Here is a 23475-nt window from a genome sequence, read left to right as displayed (position 1 = left end):
ATCTAAATAGCGTAATGAAAAAATATAAAGCAAACTTAGATTAATAAGCATATCAACCAGTTAGGACACTAAGATGTTCTAACTGGTTTTTCATTAAAAAAGACGACCTGGCATATACCAAGTCGTCTTTATCATTAAATATCTGAATTATTGTTGATTTTGATTAGATGTTACATCATTTTTGAAAAAGTCGAAGATGTTTTGAGCACTCTTAGTGTTTTCCATGTTGCCTTTAAACTTGCTAGATCCTGGACCGTAAGCGTAAGTATTCACATCTTCACCAGTATGACCGTTTGTAGTCCATCCAGTGTGGGACGCATCATTAATTGGTTCTTGGATGGCATTTTGTAATTTTGTAGTAGCTTCTGCTACTTTAGGATCTTTATCATCTTTACCTTCTTTTTGAAGTTTGCGTAAATCTTTGGCAGCTTGTTTCACTTTATCCATTTGTTTGCTAGGGAAGTCAATGCCGTAACCTTCGTTGATGACTTTTTCAGGGTCTTTTCCTGCAGCAATTTCTTTAGTCATATACATACCAGAATGTTTCATTTTATGAATAGCTTCTGGATTCCATTTGTAATCTTTACCTTTAGCAATCGTCATACCACCAGTTGAATGGTCAGCTGTTGCCACAACTAAAGTATCTTTATGTGTTTTCGCATAGTCGATAGAGTTTTGGAATGCTTTTTCAAAGCCTCCCATTTCTGACATTACACCAGTAACATCATTTGGATGTGCAGCTTTATCTATAGAAGCACCTTCAACCATTAAGAAGAAGCCTTTATTGTTCTTATCTAATTTACTTAATGCACTTTGTTCCATATCTACGAGTAAAGGATTTTTAGATGGTGCATCAATTTGAAGAGGCATATCTTTCTCAGAGAAAGTTCCTAATACTTTGTCACTTTGAGAATTAAGAAGTTGTGTTTTATTACTTACTAAATCATAACCGTCTTTTTTGAATTTTTTATCAAGGTTGCCATTTTCTTTACCGAAGTATTTAGAACCGCCACCTAGGAGAACGTCTACTTTATGTTGACCGTTAATTTTATCATTATAAAATTGTTGAGCAATTTCATCTTTTTTATCACGAGAGTCAACATGTGATGCGTAAACAGCAGGAGTTGCATCAGTAAGTTCAGCCGTTGTAACTAAACCAGTTGATTTACCTTGCTCTTTAGCTTGTTCTAAAACAGATTTTAATGCCTTTTTATTATTATCAACGCTGATTGCGCCATTGTATGTTTTATGACCAGTCGCGAAAGCAGTTCCGCCCGCAGCTGAATCTGTTACGTTTTCTTTTGGATCATTAGGATATGTACGATTTGTACCTTTAAGGTATTTATCAAATGCAGTTGCATTCATTTTTTTAGCGCCAGGTTGATTTTTATAATAACGATATGCTGTATTGAAAGATGGGCCCATGCCATCGCCAACCATGAAAATAACATTTTTAGGATTCTTAGTATTACCAAATGCTACTGCATCATCTTGTCCTTGCTGTCCTTGAGCATTTTCACCTGGACCCGCACCACTTCCTGAAGCATGTGATACATTTGAAGCACCTATTACAGATGCAGCTACAATAGAACTTGCTATCGTTGTTTTACCAAATTTATTAATGAAACTCATAATTAATGTGCCCCCCTAAATAAGTTATGTATTGCATTTTTAAGTATAGGGTATGAACTTTGATTAAAAGTAATTTTTAAGTAAATGAATTGTAAATGTATATAAATTTGAAAAGAATTTAAATTCTAATTGCTTAAAATTAAATTGAGTTATTATACTAAAAGATACAGAGATTACCTTTTTTCATTCAATATTTTAGGACAAAAAATTGTATGAATCGTGTTTATTTAAAAATGTATTTTTTAGATACAAACATGTAAAATAGTGATAAATAGAAATTTTATTATAAAACGATGAGGACGAAACAACCTCAAAGAAGGTGAAATAATGATACTTGTTATGTTATCTCCAATATTGATTATTGGATTTATAGCTTTAGGTATTTTTGAAGAAAGAAGAAGAAGTAAAAAAGCTCAAGATCAAAAAGACCAAATTGAAAAAGATAAAAATAAAGTTTATGATTCAGAAGAGAACAAATAGTTAAAGTATGTCGTTGAAAGGTGAACAGTTATGAAGATTCTCATAGTCGAAGATGATTTAGTTATTGCTGAGAGCTTGGCTAATGAACTTTCAAAATGGAATTATGAAGTGAATGTTGTTGAAAACTTTGATCAAATTATGGAAGATTTTCGTGAAACAGAACCACAACTAGTATTGTTAGATATCAATTTACCTACACTCAATGGATTTCATTGGTGCCAAGAAATGCGCAAAGAATCTAATGTTCCTATCATGTTTATTAGTTCAAGAACCGATAATATGGATCAAATTATGGCTATTCAAATGGGTGGCGATGACTTTATTGAGAAACCGTTCAATTTATCGCTAACAGTAGCGAAGATACAAGCGTTACTTCGCCGTACATACGATTTATCCGTATCAAATGATGAATTAGATGTGAAAGGTTGCAAGTTGATTCTTGATGAGGCGAAACTCGTAAAGGATGATGACGCTGTTCAATTGTCATTAACAGAACTTCAAATTTTGAAAATGTTATTCCAAAATGAAGGAAAATACGTGAGTCGTACAGCATTAATTGAAAAGTGTTGGGAATCTGAAAACTTTATTGATGACAATACCTTAGCAGTTAATATGACTAGATTACGCAAGAAGTTATTATCTATAGGCGTTGATGATTTTATTGAAACTAAGAAAAATGTCGGATATAGGGTTTAATGATTATGTTACTATCTTTTATAAAATCGATTCGAAATGAGATTACAATTATATTTTGTATATTTTTATTATTTGCATTAATATTTTACTTATTTTCATTACCATTTAGTGCCTTCGGTCTTGCGTTAGGAATCGTATTACTCATCATTGTTATTCATTGGTGGGTAAAGTACCTTGGATTTAAGAGAAATGAGGATCTTAAAGAGAAGGTAGATAATTTGGAAAATGAATTAACTGAAGTAAAAAATCGCCAAGTAGAATATCGTAATGATGTGGAAAGTTACTTTTTAACATGGGTACACCAAATTAAGACACCTATCACAGCGTCACAACTATTACTCGAACGTAATGAAGAAAATGTTGTCAATCGCGTAAGACAAGAAATTGTTCAAATTGATAACTATACAAGCTTAGCATTGAGTTATTTAAAATTACTCAACGAAGAATCTGATATGACAATTTCATCAGTGACAGTGAATGAACTAATACGTCCGTTAATCATGAAATATCGAATTCAATTTATCGAACAACATACTAAAATACACTATGAAAAGTGTGAAGCAACTGTTTTAACGGATGCACAATGGGCGTCTATTATGATAGAACAAATTTTAAATAATGCTTTGAAGTACGCGCGTGGAAAAGACATTTGGATTGAATTTGATTCTGCTAAACAAACATTAATCATTAAAGACAATGGTGTAGGTATTAGTAAAGCAGATATTCCTAAAATATTTGATAAAGGCTATTCTGGTTACAACGGCAGACTTAATGAAGAATCAAGCGGCATAGGATTGTTCATTGTTAAGCATATTTCTAATCATTTGAATCATGAGGTCGATGTAGATTCAGGACTTGGTGAAGGTACGACATTTAAAATACATTTTCCCAACGAAGATTAGCTAACTTTCAAAATTGTAAGTTTGCCAACAATATTTGTAAGAAATTATGAATGTTGTTGGCACTTTTTTATTTTATGATATTAAGTGAAATGAGAAAGGGGCATTCGTGATGTTATTAGAAGTGAAAAATGTAAAAAAAGTATATGGAAGAGGACTTAACTCAACTACCGCATTAAATAATATGAATTTAGAAATTGATGACGGCGAGTTTGTAGCTATCATGGGTGAATCTGGCTCGGGAAAATCTACGCTACTCAATCTCATTGCGACATTCGATAAGGTAACAGAAGGTTTTATTTCGCTTAATGGAACCGCAATCAACAAACTGCGAAATAAAGAAGTTGCCCGTTTTCATAGAGAAACTTTAGGATTTGTCTTTCAAGATTTTAATGTCTTAAACACTATGACCAATAAAGACAACATTCTAATGCCACTTGTCCTTTCTAATGAACGTCCTAAAACAATGAATGAACGACTTGAAACAATAAGCACTCAATTAGGTATTAATGATTTGTTGGACAAATATCCATACGAAATCTCAGGCGGGCAAAAACAGCGAATTGCTATAGCACGCGCACTCATCGCTCAGCCTAAATTATTACTAGCCGATGAACCTACTGGAGCACTAGACTCCAAAACTTCTAAAAACCTTATGAAATTATTTCGAGAAATTAACCAAAATAATCAAACTATCTTAATGGTGACACATTCTAATATCGATGCGTCATATGCCGAAAGAGTTATTTTTATTAAAGATGGGAAACTTTATCATGAAATCTATCGTGGTGAAGAATCTCGAGATGAATATCAGAAACGGATTGCAGATAGCTTAGCTATCCTAAATGGAAGAGGTGATTAGTGTGACATTCAAGATGATATGGAAAATGATAAAACGTGGGTATGTCACACAACGTCATATTATTATTCCGTTTATTATTGCTGTGAGTATCATGTTTGGTATTGAGTATATATTAATATCGATAACTCAAAATACGTATACTCAGCGACACAGCGTCACGCTTCCGCTATTTGCTGTTTTAGGTAATGTACTCATGTCTATGTTGACGTTAATATTTGTTGTATATGCTAATAACTTTGTAATTAAAAGAAGGCAACGAGAGTTTGCTGTATACATGATTTTAGGGATGGAGAAAAAACATATAAAAGTTTCTTTGGTTATTGAATCTTTGATCAATTTCGTAATTATTAGTTGTATAAGTTTAATTGGGGGATACTTGTTCGGTTCTTTATTTTTTATGCTTATAAGTAAAATATGGATAGGGAAGAGTGCAAGTTTAGTTGATTACCCGTTTGATATTAGAGCAATGTGGATAACTTTAATCATGCTAGTGGTAGTTTTAATCGTGCTTAATATTATAAATATTATAAAGGTAACCTTTCAAAGTCCACTTAAATTAGTTAACCAAAATAGTAAAAAAACTGGAAAAACGTCTAAAATTTTTACTTACATTTCATTGTTATTAGGAATTCTTCTAACTGGGTTTGGGTATAGTATTGCCTTACAGAACAATACTATGATTGGTTCATTAGCAAGTATATTTGTAGCTATGCTTAGTGTTTTTATAGGAACATACTTCCTCTTTATATCTTTAAGCGTATTAATATTAGATTGGTTAAAAAGAATACCTAACTTTTATTACAAGACTAATAATTTTTTCACTGTATCTAATTTGAGAAGTAGATTAAAATCTAACGCAGTAAGCTTAGCTACTATATCATTATTAGCTACATTCCTCATAGTTACTTTAGGTATGACAATTCACACTTATAGAGGTTTCAATGAACGAATAGATCAAATATGGCCAAATGAATATTTTATCAGCGTGAGTGGAGACGTTCATAAAGATAAAAAAGTAAAAAAAATAATGGATTCATTAGAAAATGATATTCAAAGGCACGTTAAAACCGATACCTTTAAAATGTATAGTCTAAAAAGCAATAAGGCTGAATTTGTAAATAATAAAAATAACACTATATTAAGGCCGAACTCAAAAAAGTTTGATGGTCGATTATTCTATTTATCTAAAGAAGTACCTCACTATATTACGACATATTTTATGACACTTAATGATTATAATAAATATCACCCTAACTTAAGTCTTAAAAGTAATGAGATAGCAATTAATACAGATAATTCCGTTTTAAATAAGACAGATAAAATAAAAATCAATGGAACTGAATATAGGTTGAAGCATATTAAGAAAATAAATATAAATACGCTATCAAATTTTATGGACGGTGCTTATTTAGTAACGAAAAATAATAAAATTAAAGAAAAGTTATATAATTACCTAAATAATTTTTCTAAAGATGATGACTACTATCCACGATCTTTTTTAGAATTCAATGTTATGGGGGATAAAAAACTCAGTGCTTCTCAAATAAATAAAATAAATAAAAATAGCAATAATGGAGCGTTTGTAGAGGATAGACCCAGATTTGAAAAGGAGTGGACTGGCGTTAATGGCGGATTGATATTTGTCGGGACTGTGGTATCCTTCGTATTATTCATCGCTATCTTCCTAATGATGTATTACAAACAAATTTCTGAAGGTTATGATGATAGACGTGAATATGAAGTAATGAGAAAAATTGGACTTGAACAAGACTTAATTAAGAAAATTATCAATAAACAAATTATATGGATATTTTCAATACCTGTTATTGTAGCAATTATCCATACCTTAGTTGCTTCCAAAATTATTTTTAATCTTCTTGGATTTATAACACCTAAAAATAGTGGAGTATTTGCTACAAGCTTTATAGGAGTTACTTTAGCATTTATCGCTATATATTCTCTTATGTACTGGGTAACTTCACGTATTTACTATATGATCATTAATAATAAACATTAATATTTCAAAGGCTAAGACATGCTTATCGTGTCTTAGTCTTTTTTATACACTATAAAACTTGTATTTCTAGTGCTAATATTGTTTTAAATTTAATTGAAATGACCTTTATATTTTCATGAAATTAATAACTTCAAATAAAATGTTAAATTCTTTTTTTAATTTTTAAGAATAAATCTAAATTTTTAGGGTATTAAACAAATATCTTGCAAAGGAGGAATTATAAACATGATAAAACGTACTGTTGAAAAAGTTCTATCTTGGATAGGAAATATACTCCATCTTTTATACTTAGGTTTTATTGCTTTAATGGTTTCAATGATGGGTAATAAAGATTTTAAACATGAAATGATTCATAATACTCAAGATTCAAATCAAGGTGTATCATCTGACCAACTTAATCAGTCATATGGAATGTTATCAAGTATGGGTACATGGTACATCATTGGTTTTATAGTATTATTAATTCTTGCAATTATTGCTACATTATTAATCAGTAAAAAATCTAAAATTGCAGGTATCATCTTATTAATCGTAGGTGTTATTGCGTTACTTACTTCAAGTTTCTTAGCAGGTATTTTATGGATAATTGCAGGTATCATGCTATTAGCACGTAAACCTAAAAATGATCCAAATCATCAATACAATGATAATCACAATGCCTATGCAAATAATGAGCACCATAGAAATAACAACCACAATGAATATGACAGAAACAATAATTACAATAACAATCATAATGAATATGATAGAAATCATAGTCACGACGACAATCATCATAATCATGATCACCATAATGCTCATGATAATACACATTCTCATGACAATTATCAAAATAATGAGCACTATGAAAATGGTAACAGACAAGTTAATGAGAAGAATAACTCATTTATTTTATCTGGTGATGACAAAAAGCAAGAACAACAAGAAATTAAAGATCAATATTCACACAATAGTGACAGAGAGTCTCGTGATTTAAACAATCATTCAAAAGATAATCATCATGATTTTAATTCTAATGACACTAAACGTGATGATTTTATTAAAGAAGAAGAGCGTCATCGTAAAAACGAAAAAGAAGACAATCCATTTAAATATTAAATTAATAACTGTATAAGTTTATTAAGTACAAAGACCGATCCACCAAAATGAGTGGGTCGGTTTTTTCAATATCTATAAATATATGATGAACGAGTTTCTTCCTATTATATAATATAAAACTTTGAACAGATTTATTATCGAAAATGAAATTTACATACAACTATTGAAAATGTTAATGAATTAGTCTAGAATTTTTCGATGCACACAATTCAATGTACATTTAAAAACGAAGTTTAAATGATTATATTTAAGTCTATATATTTTTGCATGCTAATGTTCAAAATGATTGAGGGAGGAATTATTGAGGATGAATTGGATATCGATACTCTTATTCATTCTGGTAGTAGGTGGTATTTCATTATACGCTTATCTACAATCGAAAAAAGTTAAAACAGATAGTTCAGATGGTTACTTTATGGGAGGTAACAGTCTGACAGGATTCACAGTTGCTTCGACGATTATTATGACTAATTTATCTACGGAGCAAATCGTGGGACAGAATGGACAAAGTTATTCACAAGGTATGGAAGTTATGGCATGGGAGGTTACTGCAGCTGTAGCGGTTGTACTATTAGCTTGGGTCTTCTTACCTAAATATTTACAATATGGTGTTACGACTATATCTGAATTCTTAGAATTAAGATATGATACTTTTACTAAGCGATTTGTATCTATCTTATTTATTTTCACATACGTCGTTTCATTCTTACCCGTTGTACTTTACTCTGGTTCACTCGTGTTCAACAAAATGTTTAACATTGATAAATATTTAGGAGTAAGCAGTACAACTGCCGTTATCATTATTTCCTTGGTCATAGGCGTTGTAGGAATCATCTATTTATTTGTCGGTGGTTTATCTCTTAGCGCATTCAGTGACTCTATTTATGGTATGGCGCTTATTATCGGTGGACTTGCGATTACAATTCTAGGTCTCGGACATCTAGGTGACGGTAATTTTATCCATGGTTTCGATAAAATGGTTCAAAAAACGCCAGAGAAATTGAATGGCTTCGGTAAAATCGATTCTGATATTGTGCCATGGCCTACGTTATTCTTCGGTATGTTCTTCAACAATTTATTCTTCTGGTGCGCAAACCAAATGATTGTTCAAAAAGCGCTTGCTGCTAAGAACTTAAAGGAATCACAAAAAGGTGCTATATACTTAAGTTTATTCAAGGTGTTCGGGCCTTTATTTACAGTGCTTCCAGGAGTAGTTGCATACAACTACTTTAATGGCAGTATTAAAACTCCAGACAATGCGTATCCAGCGCTTGTAAGTTCAGTACTACCTGATTGGGCTTTCGGTTTATTTGGTGCCGTGATTTTCGGAGCAATCTTAAGCTCATTTGTAGGTTCATTAAACAGTACAACGACATTACTTACGCTTGATTTTTATAAACCCATCTTTGGAAAGAATAAATCTGATAAACATATTGCACGTGTAGGTCACATTGCGACAATCGTTATTGGCGCAATTGTAGTAGGGCTTGCGCCAGTCATTTCATTATTCCCAAGTGGTTTATACGCTGTTGTACAACAATTCAATGGTGTTTATAGTATGCCAGTACTCGTACTTGTGTTTGTCGCATTCTATTCTAAGAAGACATCTAAGTTAGGTGCTAAAGTTGCACTTGCTACACACATTATAATATATGCGATTGTGAGTCTCGTATTTACAGAAATTAACTATCTATATACATTCAGCGTATTATTCTTTGTAGATTTAATTATTGTATTAATTTTCAATAAGATTAAACCTTCTAGTGAATATGACTTAAAATCACGTCAAGCACAGGTCGATATGACACCATGGAAATATCGCTATGTTGCTGGAATAATTATCTTGGCATTAGTGGTAATAAGTTATATCATCTTTTCACCACTCGTACTTGCGAAATAAATGTTACAATTGGAACTTGATAAATGAATGAATAGAAGTGTACGTTGGCACGCTAGAGGTAGTGTTAACGTACACTTTATCTATATTAAATTTAATTTTCCTGAAAATGAAAAACGAAAGGAGGTTCTAACGCATATGCATACAGTCGGCATCATACCTTCACCAGGTGTTGCACATCATCATGCGAAGAGAATCATACCAAAAGTAAAAAAATTGCTTACTGAACGTATCGAAGGTGATAGCCATTGGAACTTCGATATTAAAGTAGATTTAATGATAGGTTCAGCTGAAGATGTACATGAAAGTGTGGACAAGGCCGCTCAATTAAAGGACGACCATCACTGGGATTATGTCATCTGTTTAACTGATTTACCGAGTATTTCTGATAATAAAGTCGTGATTAGTGACTATAATAATGATAAGCAAGTAGCTATGTTATCTCTACCTTCACTTGGCTTTATGGGTTTGAACAGTAAATTAGTTAAGACTGTGACATCTTTGATTGAACAGTTATACTATGAAGATCCGAAAAGTAAAAATGCGCCACATCCATTTGTACGCATGAAATCAGTTGAACCTAATGAAGATGAATCTGAAAAAAGACGTTACATTAATACATTATTTATCATTAGTTGGATTCAACTTATTGGTGGTTTAACACGAGCCAATCAGCCATGGAAGAATATCTTTAATTTTAAAAAGATTATCTCCGTTGCATTTGCTACAGGTACGTATATTTCAATTTTCTCTATGCCTTGGGAACTCAGTGTCATTTATTCACCTTTCAGACTTATACTGCTTATGATTATTGCGATATTAGGTATGGCAGGTTGGTTACTATACGCACATCAATTATTAGAAAGAAAGACTGCGAAATCCCAACGCGTTTATCGTTATATCTATAACTCAACGACACTAGTTACATTGAGTGTGATTACTTTAATGAATTATTTTATTCTATACATTTTACTCATTATCAGTATTACGCTATTTGTACCAGTTGATTTATTTAATAGTTGGACAAGTGCAAAGGCTCAATTTACCTTTACTAATTATTTAAGATTGATTTGGTTTGTCGCGTCATTAGGTCTATTAGCAGGCGCTATGGGTTCTACAGTTGAAGATGAAGAAAAAATACGACGCATTACGTATTCATATAGACAATATCATCGCTATAAAGAGGCAGAAGAAGAACAAAAAGAACAACAACAATCTCAAGACGTATCACATCAGAAAGTTGAACAACAAGCTTCAAGTAATGATCAGCAAGATGAACAATATGAAGGTAAAAAACAAGGTCACAGAGAGGAGGATGAGTAATGGCAGATTTGGAGAAAAGAACGGTTGGACTAGTTGTAGCGCCAGGGGTTACAGAACGTCTAGCAGAAAGTTTGATGGAAGAGTTGCCAGATATGTTGTCTGAACAATACAACAACGAAAAAGAATGGACATTTGATTTGGTTACAGATCCATTAACTGGCTTCGCAGAATCTGTAGATGAAATATTTAAGAAAGTTGCAGATTATCATGATAAGCGTCAATGGGATTACGTCATTTCAATTACTGACTTGCCGATTTTTGCTGATCATCAAGTGATGGCATTAGATATCAACATGTATAACGGCGCAGCAATCTTCTCATATCCAGCATTTGGCTGGCGCCCAGTAAAAAATAGATTTAAACAAGCAATTCTTAGTATCATTCAAGAACTCCATGAAGCAGAACACGAAAGTCGTAATTACGATGATAATAACAATATAGAGACATCCGTTAAAAAACAATTTCCTCTCTCTAAAATAGATAAAACTCAAGTGTATTTAGAAGAAACTGAGTCATATCATTTAAGATATTTATCAAGTTCTCGTTCTAGAGGTATGTTTAGACTTGTCAGTGGTATGACATTTGCTAATAACCCATTAAATATGATGGCAAGTTTAAGTAATATAGTTGCCATTGCCTTTACGACAGGCGCTTTCGGGCTTGTCTTTACAACGATGTGGCAAATGGCCAATAACTTTTCAATGTGGCGTCTATTTGGTATATCCATTATCGCGATTATTGGCATGTTAATATGGATTATGATGTCTCACGATCTTTGGGAATCTGTTAAATCAAGTAAAAATAAAAGGATAACTTGGTTATATAATGCTACGACAATTATGACGTTAATTATTGCCATTATCATTTACTATATTATTTTATATACTCTGTTCTTGATTGCAGAGTTAGTGTTGCTACCAGCAGACTTTTTAGGACAACAAGTAAGTCTTAAAGGTCCAGCAGGTCCAGATCTTTATTTAAGTATTCCTTGGTTTGCAGCATCTGTTTCTACAGTTGCAGGTGCTATAGGTGCAGGTTTATTAAATGATCAGTTAATTAAAGAAAGTACGTATGGCTATCGACAACGTATTCGTTACGAAGATACCCATGATAAAACTCAATAAGAATATGACATAAATTTATATGTATAATATGAATGATTGTATATAAAGCCACTCCATAATTTTGGGAGTGGCTTTGTTTATAACTAACTCTTTTCATAATTTATATTAAAAATTAGAAGCAAGATGAATAACAGTATTTTCAACTATTAAGAGCATAGATTTTCTATAAAAAATATTTTAAAATATTGTTTAACAACTTAATTTGAGTAAAAATTGAAAGTAGGGTTAGTTATGTACTGTTCAAATTGTGGACATCAATTAAAAGAGGGCCAATCATTTTGTAATCAATGTGGAGCACATATTAGGCAATCATATCAAAATCACCCACCTCATTATAACCAAAACCATTCTAACTACAACTTACAACGTGCATCTCGTAGTAAGAAGCCAACAGGTTTAATTATTTTATTATCACTCATCTTTATAGGATTCATTGCTGCTATGCTTTACGGAGCATATTATGCTTATGAACATTATGTCAAAGATGATGATAAGACATCAGAATCTGTTCAATCAAGTCCATCTAATACAAATGATTCAAAAAGTGAGAAAGATTCAACTTCTAAAGGTCCGCATATTGATGTCTTTAGTACAGCATTTGATAAAGGGTATATGAAATCTGCGTCAACGAGTGGTTATCAAGGTATATATACAGGTATGACACGTAAAGAAGTTGAAGAAAAATTTGGTAAATCCGATGGAAATGTTGATAGTTCAAATTATACTTACGAAAAGTATGGGAACTTAGCAGTTGCGTATGAGAATGATGAAGTTGTTCATGTAGGGGTGGCCCCTAATGATATTTCAGAAGATCAATTTATCCAAAAATATAACGAACCTGATGACAGAAAGCCAAATCAATTAATCTATGATAGCAATAAAGATAATGATTTCTCTGTATTAGTTAATGTTAAAAATGGGAAAATATCTGTTATCGAAAATGTTGATCAATTATAGAGAGTTGCGAAAGCAACTCTATTTGTTTATATAAAATTATGCAAATATTTTGAATTGTGAAATACAATGTAATAGAATTCAACCAATCGTACTCGATTGAAAAGAGGTGAATGTGTGAATAAGTAACACATGTTACTAGAAAACTAGTTATATTTTAAACTTATCATGTGAGTCGATGATTGACGCAATTATGAAAGAGAGAATTTAAATGGTTTGGTTTAACCAATTCGTAATATTTCGTGTGACTTGTTTTATGAGTTAAGGACACTTAAACTCACAATGGCATGAATAAATAATTAGACCTATTTAATGAAAAGAAACTAAGAATTAAATGTTAAACAGTCCGAAATACTGTTCGCTAAGACGAGGTAACGAAGTCATAAAAGTATAACTTTTATTGTAGCGGGTATCATATGTATAGAATTCGTATCTGTCATGTTTAAAAAGGAGTCGAAGTCGATATCATTTGCCGTATCACGCGGTAAACAAATGATTTCTGAGTATAATAATAAAACTGAAGCGGAAATATCTATTATCTTAGATAATCACAAGCAATGATTGTAGAAATTCACAGTAATAATGCAAGTGGTTTAGTAAATTTATTATTAATAACAAAATGACAGCTCAAAAATTAATTCAAAATATTTTTGCTTTCCCTGGAGCATCTAGTGGCGTTATTGATTTATTAAAATTCGCAATGATGTAGAGGTGTATCTCAATGAGTAAGCGTGTTTATGATATAAAAGTAGAAAGGTGTGGCGGTTCTACTTACTTTTTAGAAGAATATAAAGGAAAGGTTCTTATTATCGTAAATACAGCAACTAATTGCGCATTAAACGATCAATTTGAAGGATTGGAAACGTTATATCAAAAATATAAAAATGATGGATTAGTTGTTTTAAGTTTTCCTTGTAATAACTTTGACAATCAAGAACCTGGGTCGATGGATGAAATCTACAATACTTACCGTCGACGGTTTGGTATTACATTTCCTATCCACTCGAAAACAATTGTAAATGGTGACAATGAACATCCTTTATATACGCTTTTAAAACGCGAGAAACCTGGATTATTTGGTTCGCAAATTAAGTGGAACTTTACAAAGTTTGTTATTGATAGAGAGGGTAAAGTAGTAGGCAAGTATCTTCCTTATGACTCTCCAGAAGAGATGGAGGAATTCATTAAAGAATTATTAAATGAATAAATGATGATGTGTTAGCTCTCTTTTAAGTCGAAGTGACTTTTAAGAGAGTTTTTAGTATTTAATTTTAAAATTAATGATGAATATTTACACTGGTATCTTGACTTTCAAATTAAAAGTAGTTAAAGTAGTAAACATAATTATTCTGACAATTCAGATAGGAATTTAAGTGTTTGAATGAATTTATGAAATGAGGGGGGGATCATAAATTGATGTCAGTAGATAAGATTACGTATGATAGTTTTACGGGTGATCCTTTTATCGACACTATCGATGCTGACGACCAAACCAAAGGTGCCTACCAAATATTAGAATGGGCTTACCAAATCTATGGTGACGATATCGTCTATTCATGTAGTTTTGGGGCTGAAAGCATGGTGCTTATCAATTTAATTTATCAAATTAAACCAGATGCACAGATCGTCTTTTTAGATACAGACTTACATTTCCAAGAAACTTACGATTTAATTGATAGAGTGAAAGAGAAATATCCACGACTTCGAATTAAAATGAAAAAACCAGAACTTACATTAGAAGAACAGGCTGATAAATATAATCCCGCTCTATGGAAGAATAATCCTAATCAATGTTGTTATATTCGCAAGATTAAACCACTTGAGGAAGTTTTATCTGGCGCGGTAGCATGGGTTTCAGGATTAAGACGTGCCCAATCACCAACACGTGCAAACACGGACTTTATTAATAAAGATGAACGATTTAAATCAGTTAAAGTATGTCCGCTTATTTATTGGACTGAAGACGAGGTTTGGGACTATATCAAGAGTAATGATTTACCTTACAATGAATTGCATGATCAACATTATCCTAGTATCGGTTGTATCCCTTGCACTGCACCAGTATTTGACTCAAATGATTCCCGTGCTGGCAGATGGTCTAATTTCGAAAAAACTGAATGTGGCTTACATGTTGCAGACAAACCATAATAAGGTAATCAAAATTTTTTGACTTTAAAACATAGTATTCCGATAAGATATAACCAAAAACTTACTTTGTTATAGTAAAACTCATTTAAAAATTGTTGAAACATAAAATGATTCTCGGCGGTTAATGAATAGGGATAGATGTATTGTGCATCACTCTCTTTCATTTACTGTCGTGAATATTTAGTACATACTAGAATAAACGATATTGGAAACATTTTCAGAAATAAATATAATCAAATATCGGGATAATTAAGATAAGAGGTGTATATGATTGAACTTAAGTGTCACTAATAGCCCCTTTACTGAAGGGCAAGCAGCACAGATTAATGAATTACTCCAAACTTTAACACCAGAACAACAAACTTGGTTAAGTGGCTACCTCATGGCAAACCAATCATCGAATGCTACGAGTGAGGGAGCTTCTGACAATATAGCATCATCTTCAACGTCTTCAGTAAGTCAAGAAACTGAAGCCATGTTACATCGAAAAGAGCCTGAAGTAACGCCAGAACAACGCTCGATTACTATTCTTTATGGTTCTGAAACAGGTAATGCACAAGGGTTAGCAGAAATCTTTGAAGAACGTTTATCTAACATTGGAAATGATGTCACACTTAAATCTATGGACGACTTCAAGCCTAAAAATCTTAAGAAAGTTGAAGATTTATTTATTGTGACTGCAACGCATGGGGAAGGTGACCCTCCAGATAATGCTGTAGAATTGCATGAATATATCCATGGTCGTAAAGCGCCTAAATTAGATGGTGTAAGATTCTCAGTTTTAGCATTAGGAGACCAAACTTATGAATTCTTCTGTCAAACTGGTAAAGACTTTGATAACCGCCTTGCAGAATTAGGTGCTGAGAGAATTTATGACCGTGTCGATTGCGATGTTGATTATGATGAAGATGCTGAAAAGTGGATGGCGAATGTCATCAATGCGATAGATTCAACACCAGCAGGCACTGACAGTGAACAAGTGGTAAGTGAGTCTATTAAATCCGCAAAGGAGAAGAAATATTCAAAGTCTAATCCTTATGAAGCCGAAGTCTTAACGAATATTAATTTAAATGGTAGAGGTTCAAATAAAGAAACAAGACACATTGAATTATTACTTGATAATTTCGGTGAAGAATATGAACCTGGCGATTGTATTGTTGTCTTACCTCAAAATGATCCAGCCCTCGTCGACTTGCTCGTCAGTACATTAGGATGGAGTCCGGACACGCAAGTGTTAATTAATGAAGATGGCGATACACTTAATCTTGAAGATGCATTAACTTCTCATTTTGAAATAACGAAGTTAACAAAACCTTTAGTTGAGAATGCGGCAACGTTCTTTAACAATGATGAACTTAGCGAGAAAGTTCAAGACAAGGAATGGATTCAAAATTATATTGAAGGTCGCGACCTCATTGATTTATTAAATGATTTTGCAACAACTGAACTTCAGCCAGAAAATATGTATCAATTACTCAGAAAGTTACCACCGAGAGAGTACTCAATTTCAAGTAGTTATAAAGCAACGCCTGATGAGGTGCATATTACGGTGGGCGCTGTAAGATATAACGCGCATGGTCGTGATCGTACAGGTGTATGCTCAGTACAGTTTGCGGAGAGAATTCAAGAAGGTGATACGGTTCCAATTTACTTGAAACGTAATCCAAATTTTAAATTCCCTCAAAACGAAGAGACCCCAGTGATTATGATAGGTCCAGGAACTGGTGTTGCGCCATTCAGATCGTATATGCAAGAACGTGAAGAGCTAGGATTTGAAGGTCACACATGGCTATTCTTTGGTGAACAACACTTCACTACTGATTTCTTATACCAAACTGAATGGCAAGAATGGCTCGATGATGGCACCCTCTCTAAGTTAGACGTGGCCTTTTCAAGAGATACGGATCAAAAAGTGTATGTACAGCATAAAATTGCTGAAAATAGTGAGCAATTTAACCAATGGATTGAAAATGGTGCAGCGATTTATGTGTGCGGTGATGAGAGTAAGATGGCTAAGGATGTTCATCAAGCTATTCGTAATGTATTAGTGAAAGAACAAAATCTTTCTGAAGAAGATGCAGAAGAATACTTGAAGCAATTGAAACGAGATAAGAGATATCAACGAGACGTGTATTAATAGAAAGGATGGGGGATACATGGCTAGAACAAATAAACAAATTTCAGAAGAACTTGATAAGAATCTTGATGAAATGGAATTTTTAAAAGCCGACAGTGACTTTCTACGTGGAACAATCGAACAAGGGCTTGCCGATCCAATTACGGGCTCGATTTCACAAGATGACGCTAAGCTATTAAAGTTCCACGGAAGTTACATGCAAGACGATAGAGATTTAAGAGATGAACGTCGTAAACAAAAATTAGAACCAGCATATAGTTTTATGATACGTGTTCGTGTACCAGGGGGGAAAGCGACACCAGATCAATGGATTGCTATGGATGACATCTCTAATAATCATGCTAATCAAACGATTAAATTGACCACAAGACAGGCATTTCAATTTCACGGAATTTTAAAGCGTAACTTAAAACAGTCTATGAAGGAGATCAACGACTCTGTCTTAGATTCAATAGCTGCTTGTGGCGATGTAAATCGTAATACGATGTGTAACCCAAATCCCTATCAATCAAAAGTTCACAAAGAAGTGAACACATATGCTACTGACATTAGTAATCATTTACTTCCAAGAACTGGCGCATATCATGAAATTTGGCTAGATGGCGAGAAAGTATTAGATTCCAGTGAGGAAAAGGAGCCGATATACGGTAATACGTATCTACCACGTAAATTTAAAATCGGTATTGCTGTACCACCCTCTAACGATATCGATGTCTATTCACAAGATATCGGACTTATTGCTATTGTAGATAACGATGAATTACTGGGATTTAATGTCACGATTGGTGGAGGTATGGGTATGACTCACGGTAATACTCAAACGTATCCACAACTAGGGCGTTTAATAGGATTCATACCAAAAGAAAAAGCTGTAGATGTTTGTGAAAAGCTTTTAACAATTCAAAGAGATTACGGTAATCGTGAAAATCGTAAAAATGCACGCTTTAAATATACAGTCGATCGTCTTGGTGAAGCTTGGGTCAAAGAAGAATTGAACCGTCGATTAGGATGGGATATTGAAGATGCACGTGACTTTGAATTTGAACATAATGGTGATCGTTTAGGTTGGATTGAGGGTAATGGCAATTGGAATTTTACGTTGTTTATTCAAAATGGACGAGTCAAAGATACTGAAGATTATAAATTGAAAACAGCACTTAGAGAAATTGCTGAAATGCATACAGGTGACTTCAGATTATCACCGAATCAAAATTTAGTAATCGCTAACGTTACACCTGAGAAAAAAGATGAAATCCAAGCTATCATTGATAAGTATGGTCTTACAGATGGTAAGAACTATACTGGATTACGTAGAAACTCTATGGCATGTGTAGCCTTTCCAACTTGTGGATTAGCGATGGCAGAATCGGAAAGATACTTACCATCTTTAATCTCTAAAATTGAAGATTTATTAGATGAAGCTGGAGTTCAGGAAGAAGAAATTACAATTCGTATGACAGGATGTCCAAATGGTTGTGCAAGACCTGCACTTGCTGAAGTCGCATTTATCGGAAAAGCACCTGGCAAATATAACATGTATTTAGGTGGTGGCTTCAAAGGTGAGCGTCTCAATAAATTGTATAAAGAAAATATCGGTGAAAATGAAATATTAGAAAGTTTACGTCCATTGTTGATTAGTTACGGTAAAGAACGACTTGAAGGCGAGCACTTTGGTGATTTCGTCATACGTTCAGGTGTGGTAGCAAAAGTCCATGATGGTCGCGACTTCCATAGCTAATCTAAAGGGGGAGTGATTAATATGGGCAAGGTATTTCTAGTTGGTGCAGGTCCTGGTGATCCTGATTTATTAACAATTAAAGGTTTAAAAGCAATTAAAAAAGCAGATGTGATTCTTTACGATCGTTTGATTAATAAAGAAATTTTAGAATTCGCCTCTCCTTCCACTAAATTCTTTTATTGTGGTAAAGATCCTAATAAGCATTCATTACCACAAGAAGAAACGAATAAAATGATGGTCACTTTAGCTAAGAAAGGGCATACTGTTACACGATTAAAAGGTGGCGATCCTTTCGTCTTTGGTAGAGGTGGCGAAGAAGCGGAAGTACTAGCAAATCACAATATTCCGTTTGAAATTGTACCTGGTATTACATCGGGTATTGCTGCACCAGCATACGCAGGTATTCCTGTCACTCACAGAGATTTTAGTTCATCTGTCGCATTCGTAACCGCAGTCAATAAACCAGGTATGGATAAAGAACAATATTGGGAACATTTAGCGAATGGACCAGAAACGTTATGCGTTTATATGGGAGTTAAACGACTTCCAGAAATTTGTGATTTATTAACGAAACATGGTCGTTCATCAGAAACGCCAGTCGCACTCGTTCACATGGGTACATCAATACGACAAAAAACGATTACTGGTACACTTGGTAATATTGTAGATAAGGCACATCAAATAACGAACCCAGCTATGATCATCATTGGTGATGTAGTCCATATGCGAGAGAAGATCAATTGGTTTGTGGAGCAAGCTGATGTAAACAAATTGTCAATTCCTAAAGTGACATCTAAATAGGACTGTTTTAGTTTTATCATTTATTTTCTGAAAATGAAGAAAAATAGTAAGATGAATATGACAAATACGAGGAGGGATTTACCGTGAATATGCCATTAATGTTAGATTTAACAAACAAAAAAGTTGTTGTTGTCGGTGGTGGGAAAATTGCTACACGACGTATTAAAACATTGTTAAATTACACAGAACATATTCACGTTGTAAGCCCGGTTATCACTAATCAAATAGCACAATGGGTTGAAACTCAGCGCATCACTTATTTGGAAAAACGTTTCGAACCTACTGATATTGAAGAGGCAGATATGGTAATTGCTGCTACCAATCATTCAGAGGTCAATGAAGAGGTAAGGTTATCAGTACCTGAACATGTGTTATTTAATCATGCAGAACAAGCTGAATTAGGTAATGTTACGTTTCCTAATGTTTTTCGAAGGGATCGCTTAACGATTAGTGTATCCACTGAAGGTGCGAGTCCAAAGTTAGGACAACGTATTATTAATCATTTAGAGGATACATATAATGAGGAGTATGTAACTTATGTTCAATTTCTATATGAAAGTAGACAATACATTAAAGCACTCAGCATAGAGCCATCTGATAAACATGCGTTACTTGAACAAATTTTATCAGACACATATTTAGATGAGAATAAGCAACATGAATTCATCCGATGGCTTCAATCACAGGTTTAATGAAGAATGGGGGCATTTGATATATGCGCAAAGTATTAATATTCGCAATAGCGGGATTTTTAGCACAACTTGTAGATGGGTCACTCGGCATGGGATTTGGTGCATCATCATCATCCATTTTACTCACTTATGGTATTGCGCCAGCAGTAGTTTCTGCAACAGTTCATTTCTCAGAAATTGCTACCACTGCAGCTTCTGGTACATCTCATTGGAAATTTGAAAATGTTCATAAGCCAACGATGTTAAAGCTTGCGATACCTTTCTATTTCAGCCTTCATAGGTGCAGGCGTTTTAACGTTTATTCACGGTAATTACATTAAACCATTCATTGCACTCTTTTTATTAAGCATGGGATTCTATATTTTATATCAATTCTTATTTAAAAGAACACATGAACACCATACGCATGTTGGTGATTTGAGTAGTTTCAAAGTGATTCCACAAGGTGCGATTGCAGGTTTCTTAGATGCTATCGGTGGTGGAGGCTGGGGTCCAGTGAATACACCGCTCTTACTTTCAAGCAAGAAAATTCAACCACGTTATGCGATTGGTACGGTTTCAGCTAGTGAATTCTTTGTTACATCTTCTGCAGCAATTAGTTTTATTATATTTTTAGGATTAACTCAGATTAACTGGTTTGCTGTCATTGCACTAAGTGTTGGTGGCATGCTTGCTGCTCCAATTTCAGCATATTTAGTTAAAATTTTACCTATAAATATTTTAGCAATATGTGTGGGTGGGTTAATTATTTTCACAAATAGTAATGCATTATTAAGTTATTTCATTAAAGATACAACAATCTCAAATACAGTTAGATGTATTATTTTAGCAGCAATTATTGTTTTACTCATCGTTCAGGTGATTCGAAACAAGAAATTGTCTTTTTCTTACAAGAAAAGCCGAGTAAACAAATATAATTAATTGGATAAAGGGGTTATAAAACGATGTCTAAAAATGAAGAAGTAATTAACTATACAATTCAACCACATGGTGGTGAATTAATTAACCGAGTTGTTGAAGGTGAGGAAAGAGAACGTTTAATTAAGGAAGCATCATCATATAAATCAATTACTTTAAATCCTTGGGGTATTTCAGATTTAGAATTAATTGGTATTGGTGGTTTTAGTCCGTTAACAGGATTTATGAATAAAGCAGACTATACCAAAGTTGTTGAAGACACTCATTTAGAAAATGGATTAGTATGGAGTATTCCCATTACTTTACCAGTATCTGAAGAAGAAGCGAATCAATTAGAAATTGGTGATGACATTGCTTTATACGGTGAAGATGGTGAATTATATGGAACATTAAAATTAGAAGAGAAGTACACGTACGATAAAGAAAAAGAAGCAAAATTAGTCTATGGAACTACTGAAGAACAACATCCAGGTGTCAAGAAAGTGTATGAAAAAGGTAATGTGTACTTAGCTGGACCTATTCAATTAATCAATCGCCCTAAACATGATGAATTTTCTGATTATCATCTAGATCCATCTGAAACAAGACAATTATTCCATGATTTAGGTTGGAAAACGGTTGTCGGATTCCAAACTAGAAATCCAGTTCATCGTGCACATGAATATATCCAGAAATCAGCTTTAGAAATTGTAGATGGATTACTTCTCAATCCTTTAGTTGGAGAAACTAAATCAGATGATATACCTGCTGATGTTCGTATGGAAAGTTATCAAGCTATCCTCAAGAATTATTTCCCTGAAAATAGAGCACGACTAGTGATTTATCCTGCAGCAATGCGCTATGCCGGCCCTCGTGAAGCAATATTGCACGCAACAGTGCGTAAGAATTATGGTTGTACACACTTTATAGTGGGACGTGATCATGCGGGTGTGGGTGATTACTATGGCACATATGAAGCGCAAGAGCTTATCACTCAATTTGAAGATGAACTAGATATTCAAATCTTAAAATTTGAACATGCTTTTTATTGTGAAGCATGCGGTAATATGGCGACGGCTAAGACATGCCCTCATGATGCCTCTCAACATTTACATTTAAGTGGTACAAAAGTTAGAGAAAAATTACGTAACGGAGAATCCTTGCCGACTCAATTTTCAAGACCAGAAGTCGCTGAAGTACTAATTAGAGGTTTACGAGAAAAATAATAAAGTAAAAGGAGAGATAGCATGAGTGAATCTAACAATATTACTTGGCATGATTCAGAAGTGACGAAAGAAGAAAGACAAAATCGTAATGGTCATAAAAGTGCAGTTATTTGGTTTACGGGGTTATCTGGTTCAGGTAAATCGACCGTTTCTGTCGCTTTAGAAAAAGCGCTATTCAATGAAGGAAAGCAAACATATCGTTTAGATGGGGATAATGTGCGTCATGGTCTTAATAAAAATTTAGGATTTAGTCCTGAAGATCGTACTGAAAACATACGCCGTATAGGTGAAGTTGCCAAACTCATGGTTGATGCAGGTTCAATCACTGTGACAGCTTTCATTTCACCGTATAAACAAGATCGCGATAATGTACGCGCGATTCTCAAAGATGATGAATTTATAGAAGTATATACGAAATGTAGTGTTGAAGAATGTGAGAACCGCGATCCTAAAGGATTGTATAAGAAAGCACGCTCTGGAGAAATTCCTGAGTTTACAGGTATTAGCGCCCCTTATGAAGCTCCAGATCATCCAGAAATCATTTTAGATACTGAACATGAATCAATTGATCAATCAGTTGATCGTGTGATTCAATACCTTAAGCAACATCAATATATTTAACTCACAAGCATGTATGTCAATGAACATACATGCTTTATGTTTGAATTGTTATATGTCTATACATATTTTTTATTTTGAAAATCTTTGTTACAATTATAGAAAGCGCTTACAAAATACAAGGGGATTTAACGAGTATGATGAGGAATGATTTATTGGGGGATGATTAAAATTTTATACATCTGTGTATAGTAATACTTATTAAACCTACGTATGACATAGCGGAGTTAATAAAA

19 protein-coding genes and 2 pseudogenes are annotated in these 23475 nt (G+C 33.5%); 20 read left to right on the top strand and 1 reads right to left on the bottom strand.

All coding sequences use genetic code 11. The features are described from left to right. Positions 1–147 precede the first annotated feature (147 nt). Complete coding sequence (locus tag HMPREF3154_RS07005) at positions 148–1632, bottom strand: alkaline phosphatase (protein WP_030059210.1); 1485 nt, start codon at positions 1630–1632, stop codon at positions 148–150. 327 nt (positions 1633–1959) lie between these two features. Between HMPREF3154_RS07005 and HMPREF3154_RS11515 the strand changes: the two genes are divergently transcribed. The 20 genes and pseudogenes from HMPREF3154_RS11515 to cysC all read left to right on the top strand — a co-directional run bounded on the left by HMPREF3154_RS11515 (position 1960) and on the right by cysC (position 23242). After that, entirely contained in the window at positions 1960–2112 is a 153-nt protein-coding gene (locus HMPREF3154_RS11515; RefSeq protein WP_002436229.1) for a hypothetical protein, read from the top strand. 30 nt (positions 2113–2142) lie between these two features. Then, positions 2143–2808, top strand: a complete 666-nt coding sequence (locus HMPREF3154_RS07000) for a response regulator transcription factor (RefSeq protein ID WP_002436233.1) — start codon at positions 2143–2145, stop codon at positions 2806–2808. Positions 2809–2813: 5 nt separating this feature from the next. Then, positions 2814–3710, top strand: coding sequence for a sensor histidine kinase (locus HMPREF3154_RS06995; protein WP_037550651.1), 897 nt, complete (start codon positions 2814–2816; stop codon positions 3708–3710). 109 nt (positions 3711–3819) lie between these two features. Next, positions 3820–4569 (top strand): ABC transporter ATP-binding protein, encoded by a 750-nt coding sequence (locus tag HMPREF3154_RS06990; RefSeq protein ID WP_030059205.1) that lies wholly within the window; start codon positions 3820–3822, stop codon positions 4567–4569. Between the two features lie 25 nt (positions 4570–4594). After that, complete coding sequence (locus tag HMPREF3154_RS06985) at positions 4595–6586, top strand: FtsX-like permease family protein (RefSeq protein ID WP_230580066.1); 1992 nt, start codon at positions 4595–4597, stop codon at positions 6584–6586. 225 nt (positions 6587–6811) lie between these two features. Next, entirely contained in the window at positions 6812–7684 is an 873-nt protein-coding gene (locus HMPREF3154_RS06980; protein WP_037550647.1) for a DUF4064 domain-containing protein, read from the top strand. A gap of 307 nt (positions 7685–7991) precedes the next feature. Continuing rightward, a complete protein-coding gene (locus HMPREF3154_RS06975; protein WP_030059200.1) occupies positions 7992–9584 on the top strand; it encodes a solute:sodium symporter family transporter in 1593 nt (530 codons plus the stop codon). 135 nt (positions 9585–9719) lie between these two features. Further along, entirely contained in the window at positions 9720–10904 is a 1185-nt protein-coding gene (locus HMPREF3154_RS06970; RefSeq protein ID WP_030059198.1) for a hypothetical protein, read from the top strand. Then, entirely contained in the window at positions 10904–12028 is a 1125-nt protein-coding gene (locus HMPREF3154_RS06965) for a 5,10-methylene-tetrahydrofolate dehydrogenase (RefSeq protein ID WP_070474525.1), read from the top strand. The genes HMPREF3154_RS06970 and HMPREF3154_RS06965 overlap by 1 nt, the downstream gene beginning before the upstream one ends. A gap of 231 nt (positions 12029–12259) precedes the next feature. Next, positions 12260–12985 carry a zinc ribbon domain-containing protein gene (locus HMPREF3154_RS06960; RefSeq protein WP_030059196.1) on the top strand — a complete coding sequence of 242 codons (726 nt, stop codon included), beginning with the start codon at positions 12260–12262 and terminating at the stop codon, positions 12983–12985. Positions 12986–13426: 441 nt separating this feature from the next. After that, positions 13427–13691, top strand: a pseudogene (locus HMPREF3154_RS11660) (NAD(P)/FAD-dependent oxidoreductase); the annotation flags it as partial. A 12-nt stretch (positions 13692–13703) separates the two neighbouring features. Beyond that, a complete protein-coding gene (locus HMPREF3154_RS06955; RefSeq protein ID WP_037550641.1) occupies positions 13704–14189 on the top strand; it encodes a glutathione peroxidase in 486 nt (161 codons plus the stop codon). Positions 14190–14398: 209 nt separating this feature from the next. Further along, positions 14399–15130 carry a phosphoadenylyl-sulfate reductase gene (locus HMPREF3154_RS06950; protein ID WP_030059194.1) on the top strand — a complete coding sequence of 244 codons (732 nt, stop codon included), beginning with the start codon at positions 14399–14401 and terminating at the stop codon, positions 15128–15130. A gap of 271 nt (positions 15131–15401) precedes the next feature. Continuing rightward, entirely contained in the window at positions 15402–17267 is a 1866-nt protein-coding gene (locus tag HMPREF3154_RS06945; RefSeq protein WP_037550636.1) for an assimilatory sulfite reductase (NADPH) flavoprotein subunit, read from the top strand. A 19-nt stretch (positions 17268–17286) separates the two neighbouring features. Then, the gene (gene cysI / locus HMPREF3154_RS06940) at positions 17287–19005 is read left to right on the top strand and encodes an assimilatory sulfite reductase (NADPH) hemoprotein subunit (protein WP_070474522.1); all 1719 of its coding nucleotides are present in this window, start codon (positions 17287–17289) and stop codon (positions 19003–19005) included. Positions 19006–19026: 21 nt separating this feature from the next. Further along, entirely contained in the window at positions 19027–19806 is a 780-nt protein-coding gene (gene cobA, locus HMPREF3154_RS06935; RefSeq protein ID WP_023351043.1) for a uroporphyrinogen-III C-methyltransferase, read from the top strand. An 83-nt stretch (positions 19807–19889) separates the two neighbouring features. After that, entirely contained in the window at positions 19890–20498 is a 609-nt protein-coding gene (locus tag HMPREF3154_RS06930) for an NAD(P)-binding protein (protein ID WP_030059188.1), read from the top strand. Between the two features lie 23 nt (positions 20499–20521). Further along, positions 20522–21419: pseudogene (locus HMPREF3154_RS06925) on the top strand (sulfite exporter TauE/SafE family protein). A 23-nt stretch (positions 21420–21442) separates the two neighbouring features. Further along, the gene (gene sat, locus HMPREF3154_RS06920) at positions 21443–22621 is read left to right on the top strand and encodes a sulfate adenylyltransferase (protein WP_037550631.1); all 1179 of its coding nucleotides are present in this window, start codon (positions 21443–21445) and stop codon (positions 22619–22621) included. A gap of 21 nt (positions 22622–22642) precedes the next feature. Continuing rightward, complete coding sequence (gene cysC / locus HMPREF3154_RS06915) at positions 22643–23242, top strand: adenylyl-sulfate kinase (protein WP_030059184.1); 600 nt, start codon at positions 22643–22645, stop codon at positions 23240–23242. Positions 23243–23475 lie beyond the last annotated feature (233 nt).

The organism is Staphylococcus sp. HMSC06C11 (assembly GCF_001808345.1).
Taxonomy (GTDB): domain Bacteria; phylum Bacillota; class Bacilli; order Staphylococcales; family Staphylococcaceae; genus Staphylococcus; species Staphylococcus capitis.
Note: the sequence above shows the minus strand (reverse complement) of the source record. Positions and strands in the feature narration are given on the sequence as shown.

Coding starts and splice junctions, on each gene's coding strand:
- HMPREF3154_RS06970 (WP_030059198.1), top strand. CDS start 9,720: ATGCATACAGTCGGCATCATACCTTCACCAGGTGTTGCACATCATCAT.
- HMPREF3154_RS06995 (WP_037550651.1), top strand. CDS start 2,814: ATGTTACTATCTTTTATAAAATCGATTCGAAATGAGATTACAATTATA.
- HMPREF3154_RS06950 (WP_030059194.1), top strand. CDS start 14,399: ATGTCAGTAGATAAGATTACGTATGATAGTTTTACGGGTGATCCTTTT.
- HMPREF3154_RS06990 (WP_030059205.1), top strand. CDS start 3,820: ATGTTATTAGAAGTGAAAAATGTAAAAAAAGTATATGGAAGAGGACTT.
- HMPREF3154_RS06985 (WP_230580066.1), top strand. CDS start 4,595: ATGATAAAACGTGGGTATGTCACACAACGTCATATTATTATTCCGTTT.
- HMPREF3154_RS06960 (WP_030059196.1), top strand. CDS start 12,260: ATGTACTGTTCAAATTGTGGACATCAATTAAAAGAGGGCCAATCATTT.
- HMPREF3154_RS06980 (WP_037550647.1), top strand. CDS start 6,812: ATGATAAAACGTACTGTTGAAAAAGTTCTATCTTGGATAGGAAATATA.
- HMPREF3154_RS06975 (WP_030059200.1), top strand. CDS start 7,992: ATGAATTGGATATCGATACTCTTATTCATTCTGGTAGTAGGTGGTATT.
- cysI (WP_070474522.1), top strand. CDS start 17,287: ATGGCTAGAACAAATAAACAAATTTCAGAAGAACTTGATAAGAATCTT.
- cobA (WP_023351043.1), top strand. CDS start 19,027: ATGGGCAAGGTATTTCTAGTTGGTGCAGGTCCTGGTGATCCTGATTTA.
- sat (WP_037550631.1), top strand. CDS start 21,443: ATGTCTAAAAATGAAGAAGTAATTAACTATACAATTCAACCACATGGT.
- cysC (WP_030059184.1), top strand. CDS start 22,643: ATGAGTGAATCTAACAATATTACTTGGCATGATTCAGAAGTGACGAAA.
- HMPREF3154_RS07005 (WP_030059210.1), bottom strand. CDS start 1,632: ATGAGTTTCATTAATAAATTTGGTAAAACAACGATAGCAAGTTCTATT.
- HMPREF3154_RS07000 (WP_002436233.1), top strand. CDS start 2,143: ATGAAGATTCTCATAGTCGAAGATGATTTAGTTATTGCTGAGAGCTTG.
- HMPREF3154_RS11515 (WP_002436229.1), top strand. CDS start 1,960: ATGATACTTGTTATGTTATCTCCAATATTGATTATTGGATTTATAGCT.
- HMPREF3154_RS06965 (WP_070474525.1), top strand. CDS start 10,904: ATGGCAGATTTGGAGAAAAGAACGGTTGGACTAGTTGTAGCGCCAGGG.
- HMPREF3154_RS06955 (WP_037550641.1), top strand. CDS start 13,704: ATGAGTAAGCGTGTTTATGATATAAAAGTAGAAAGGTGTGGCGGTTCT.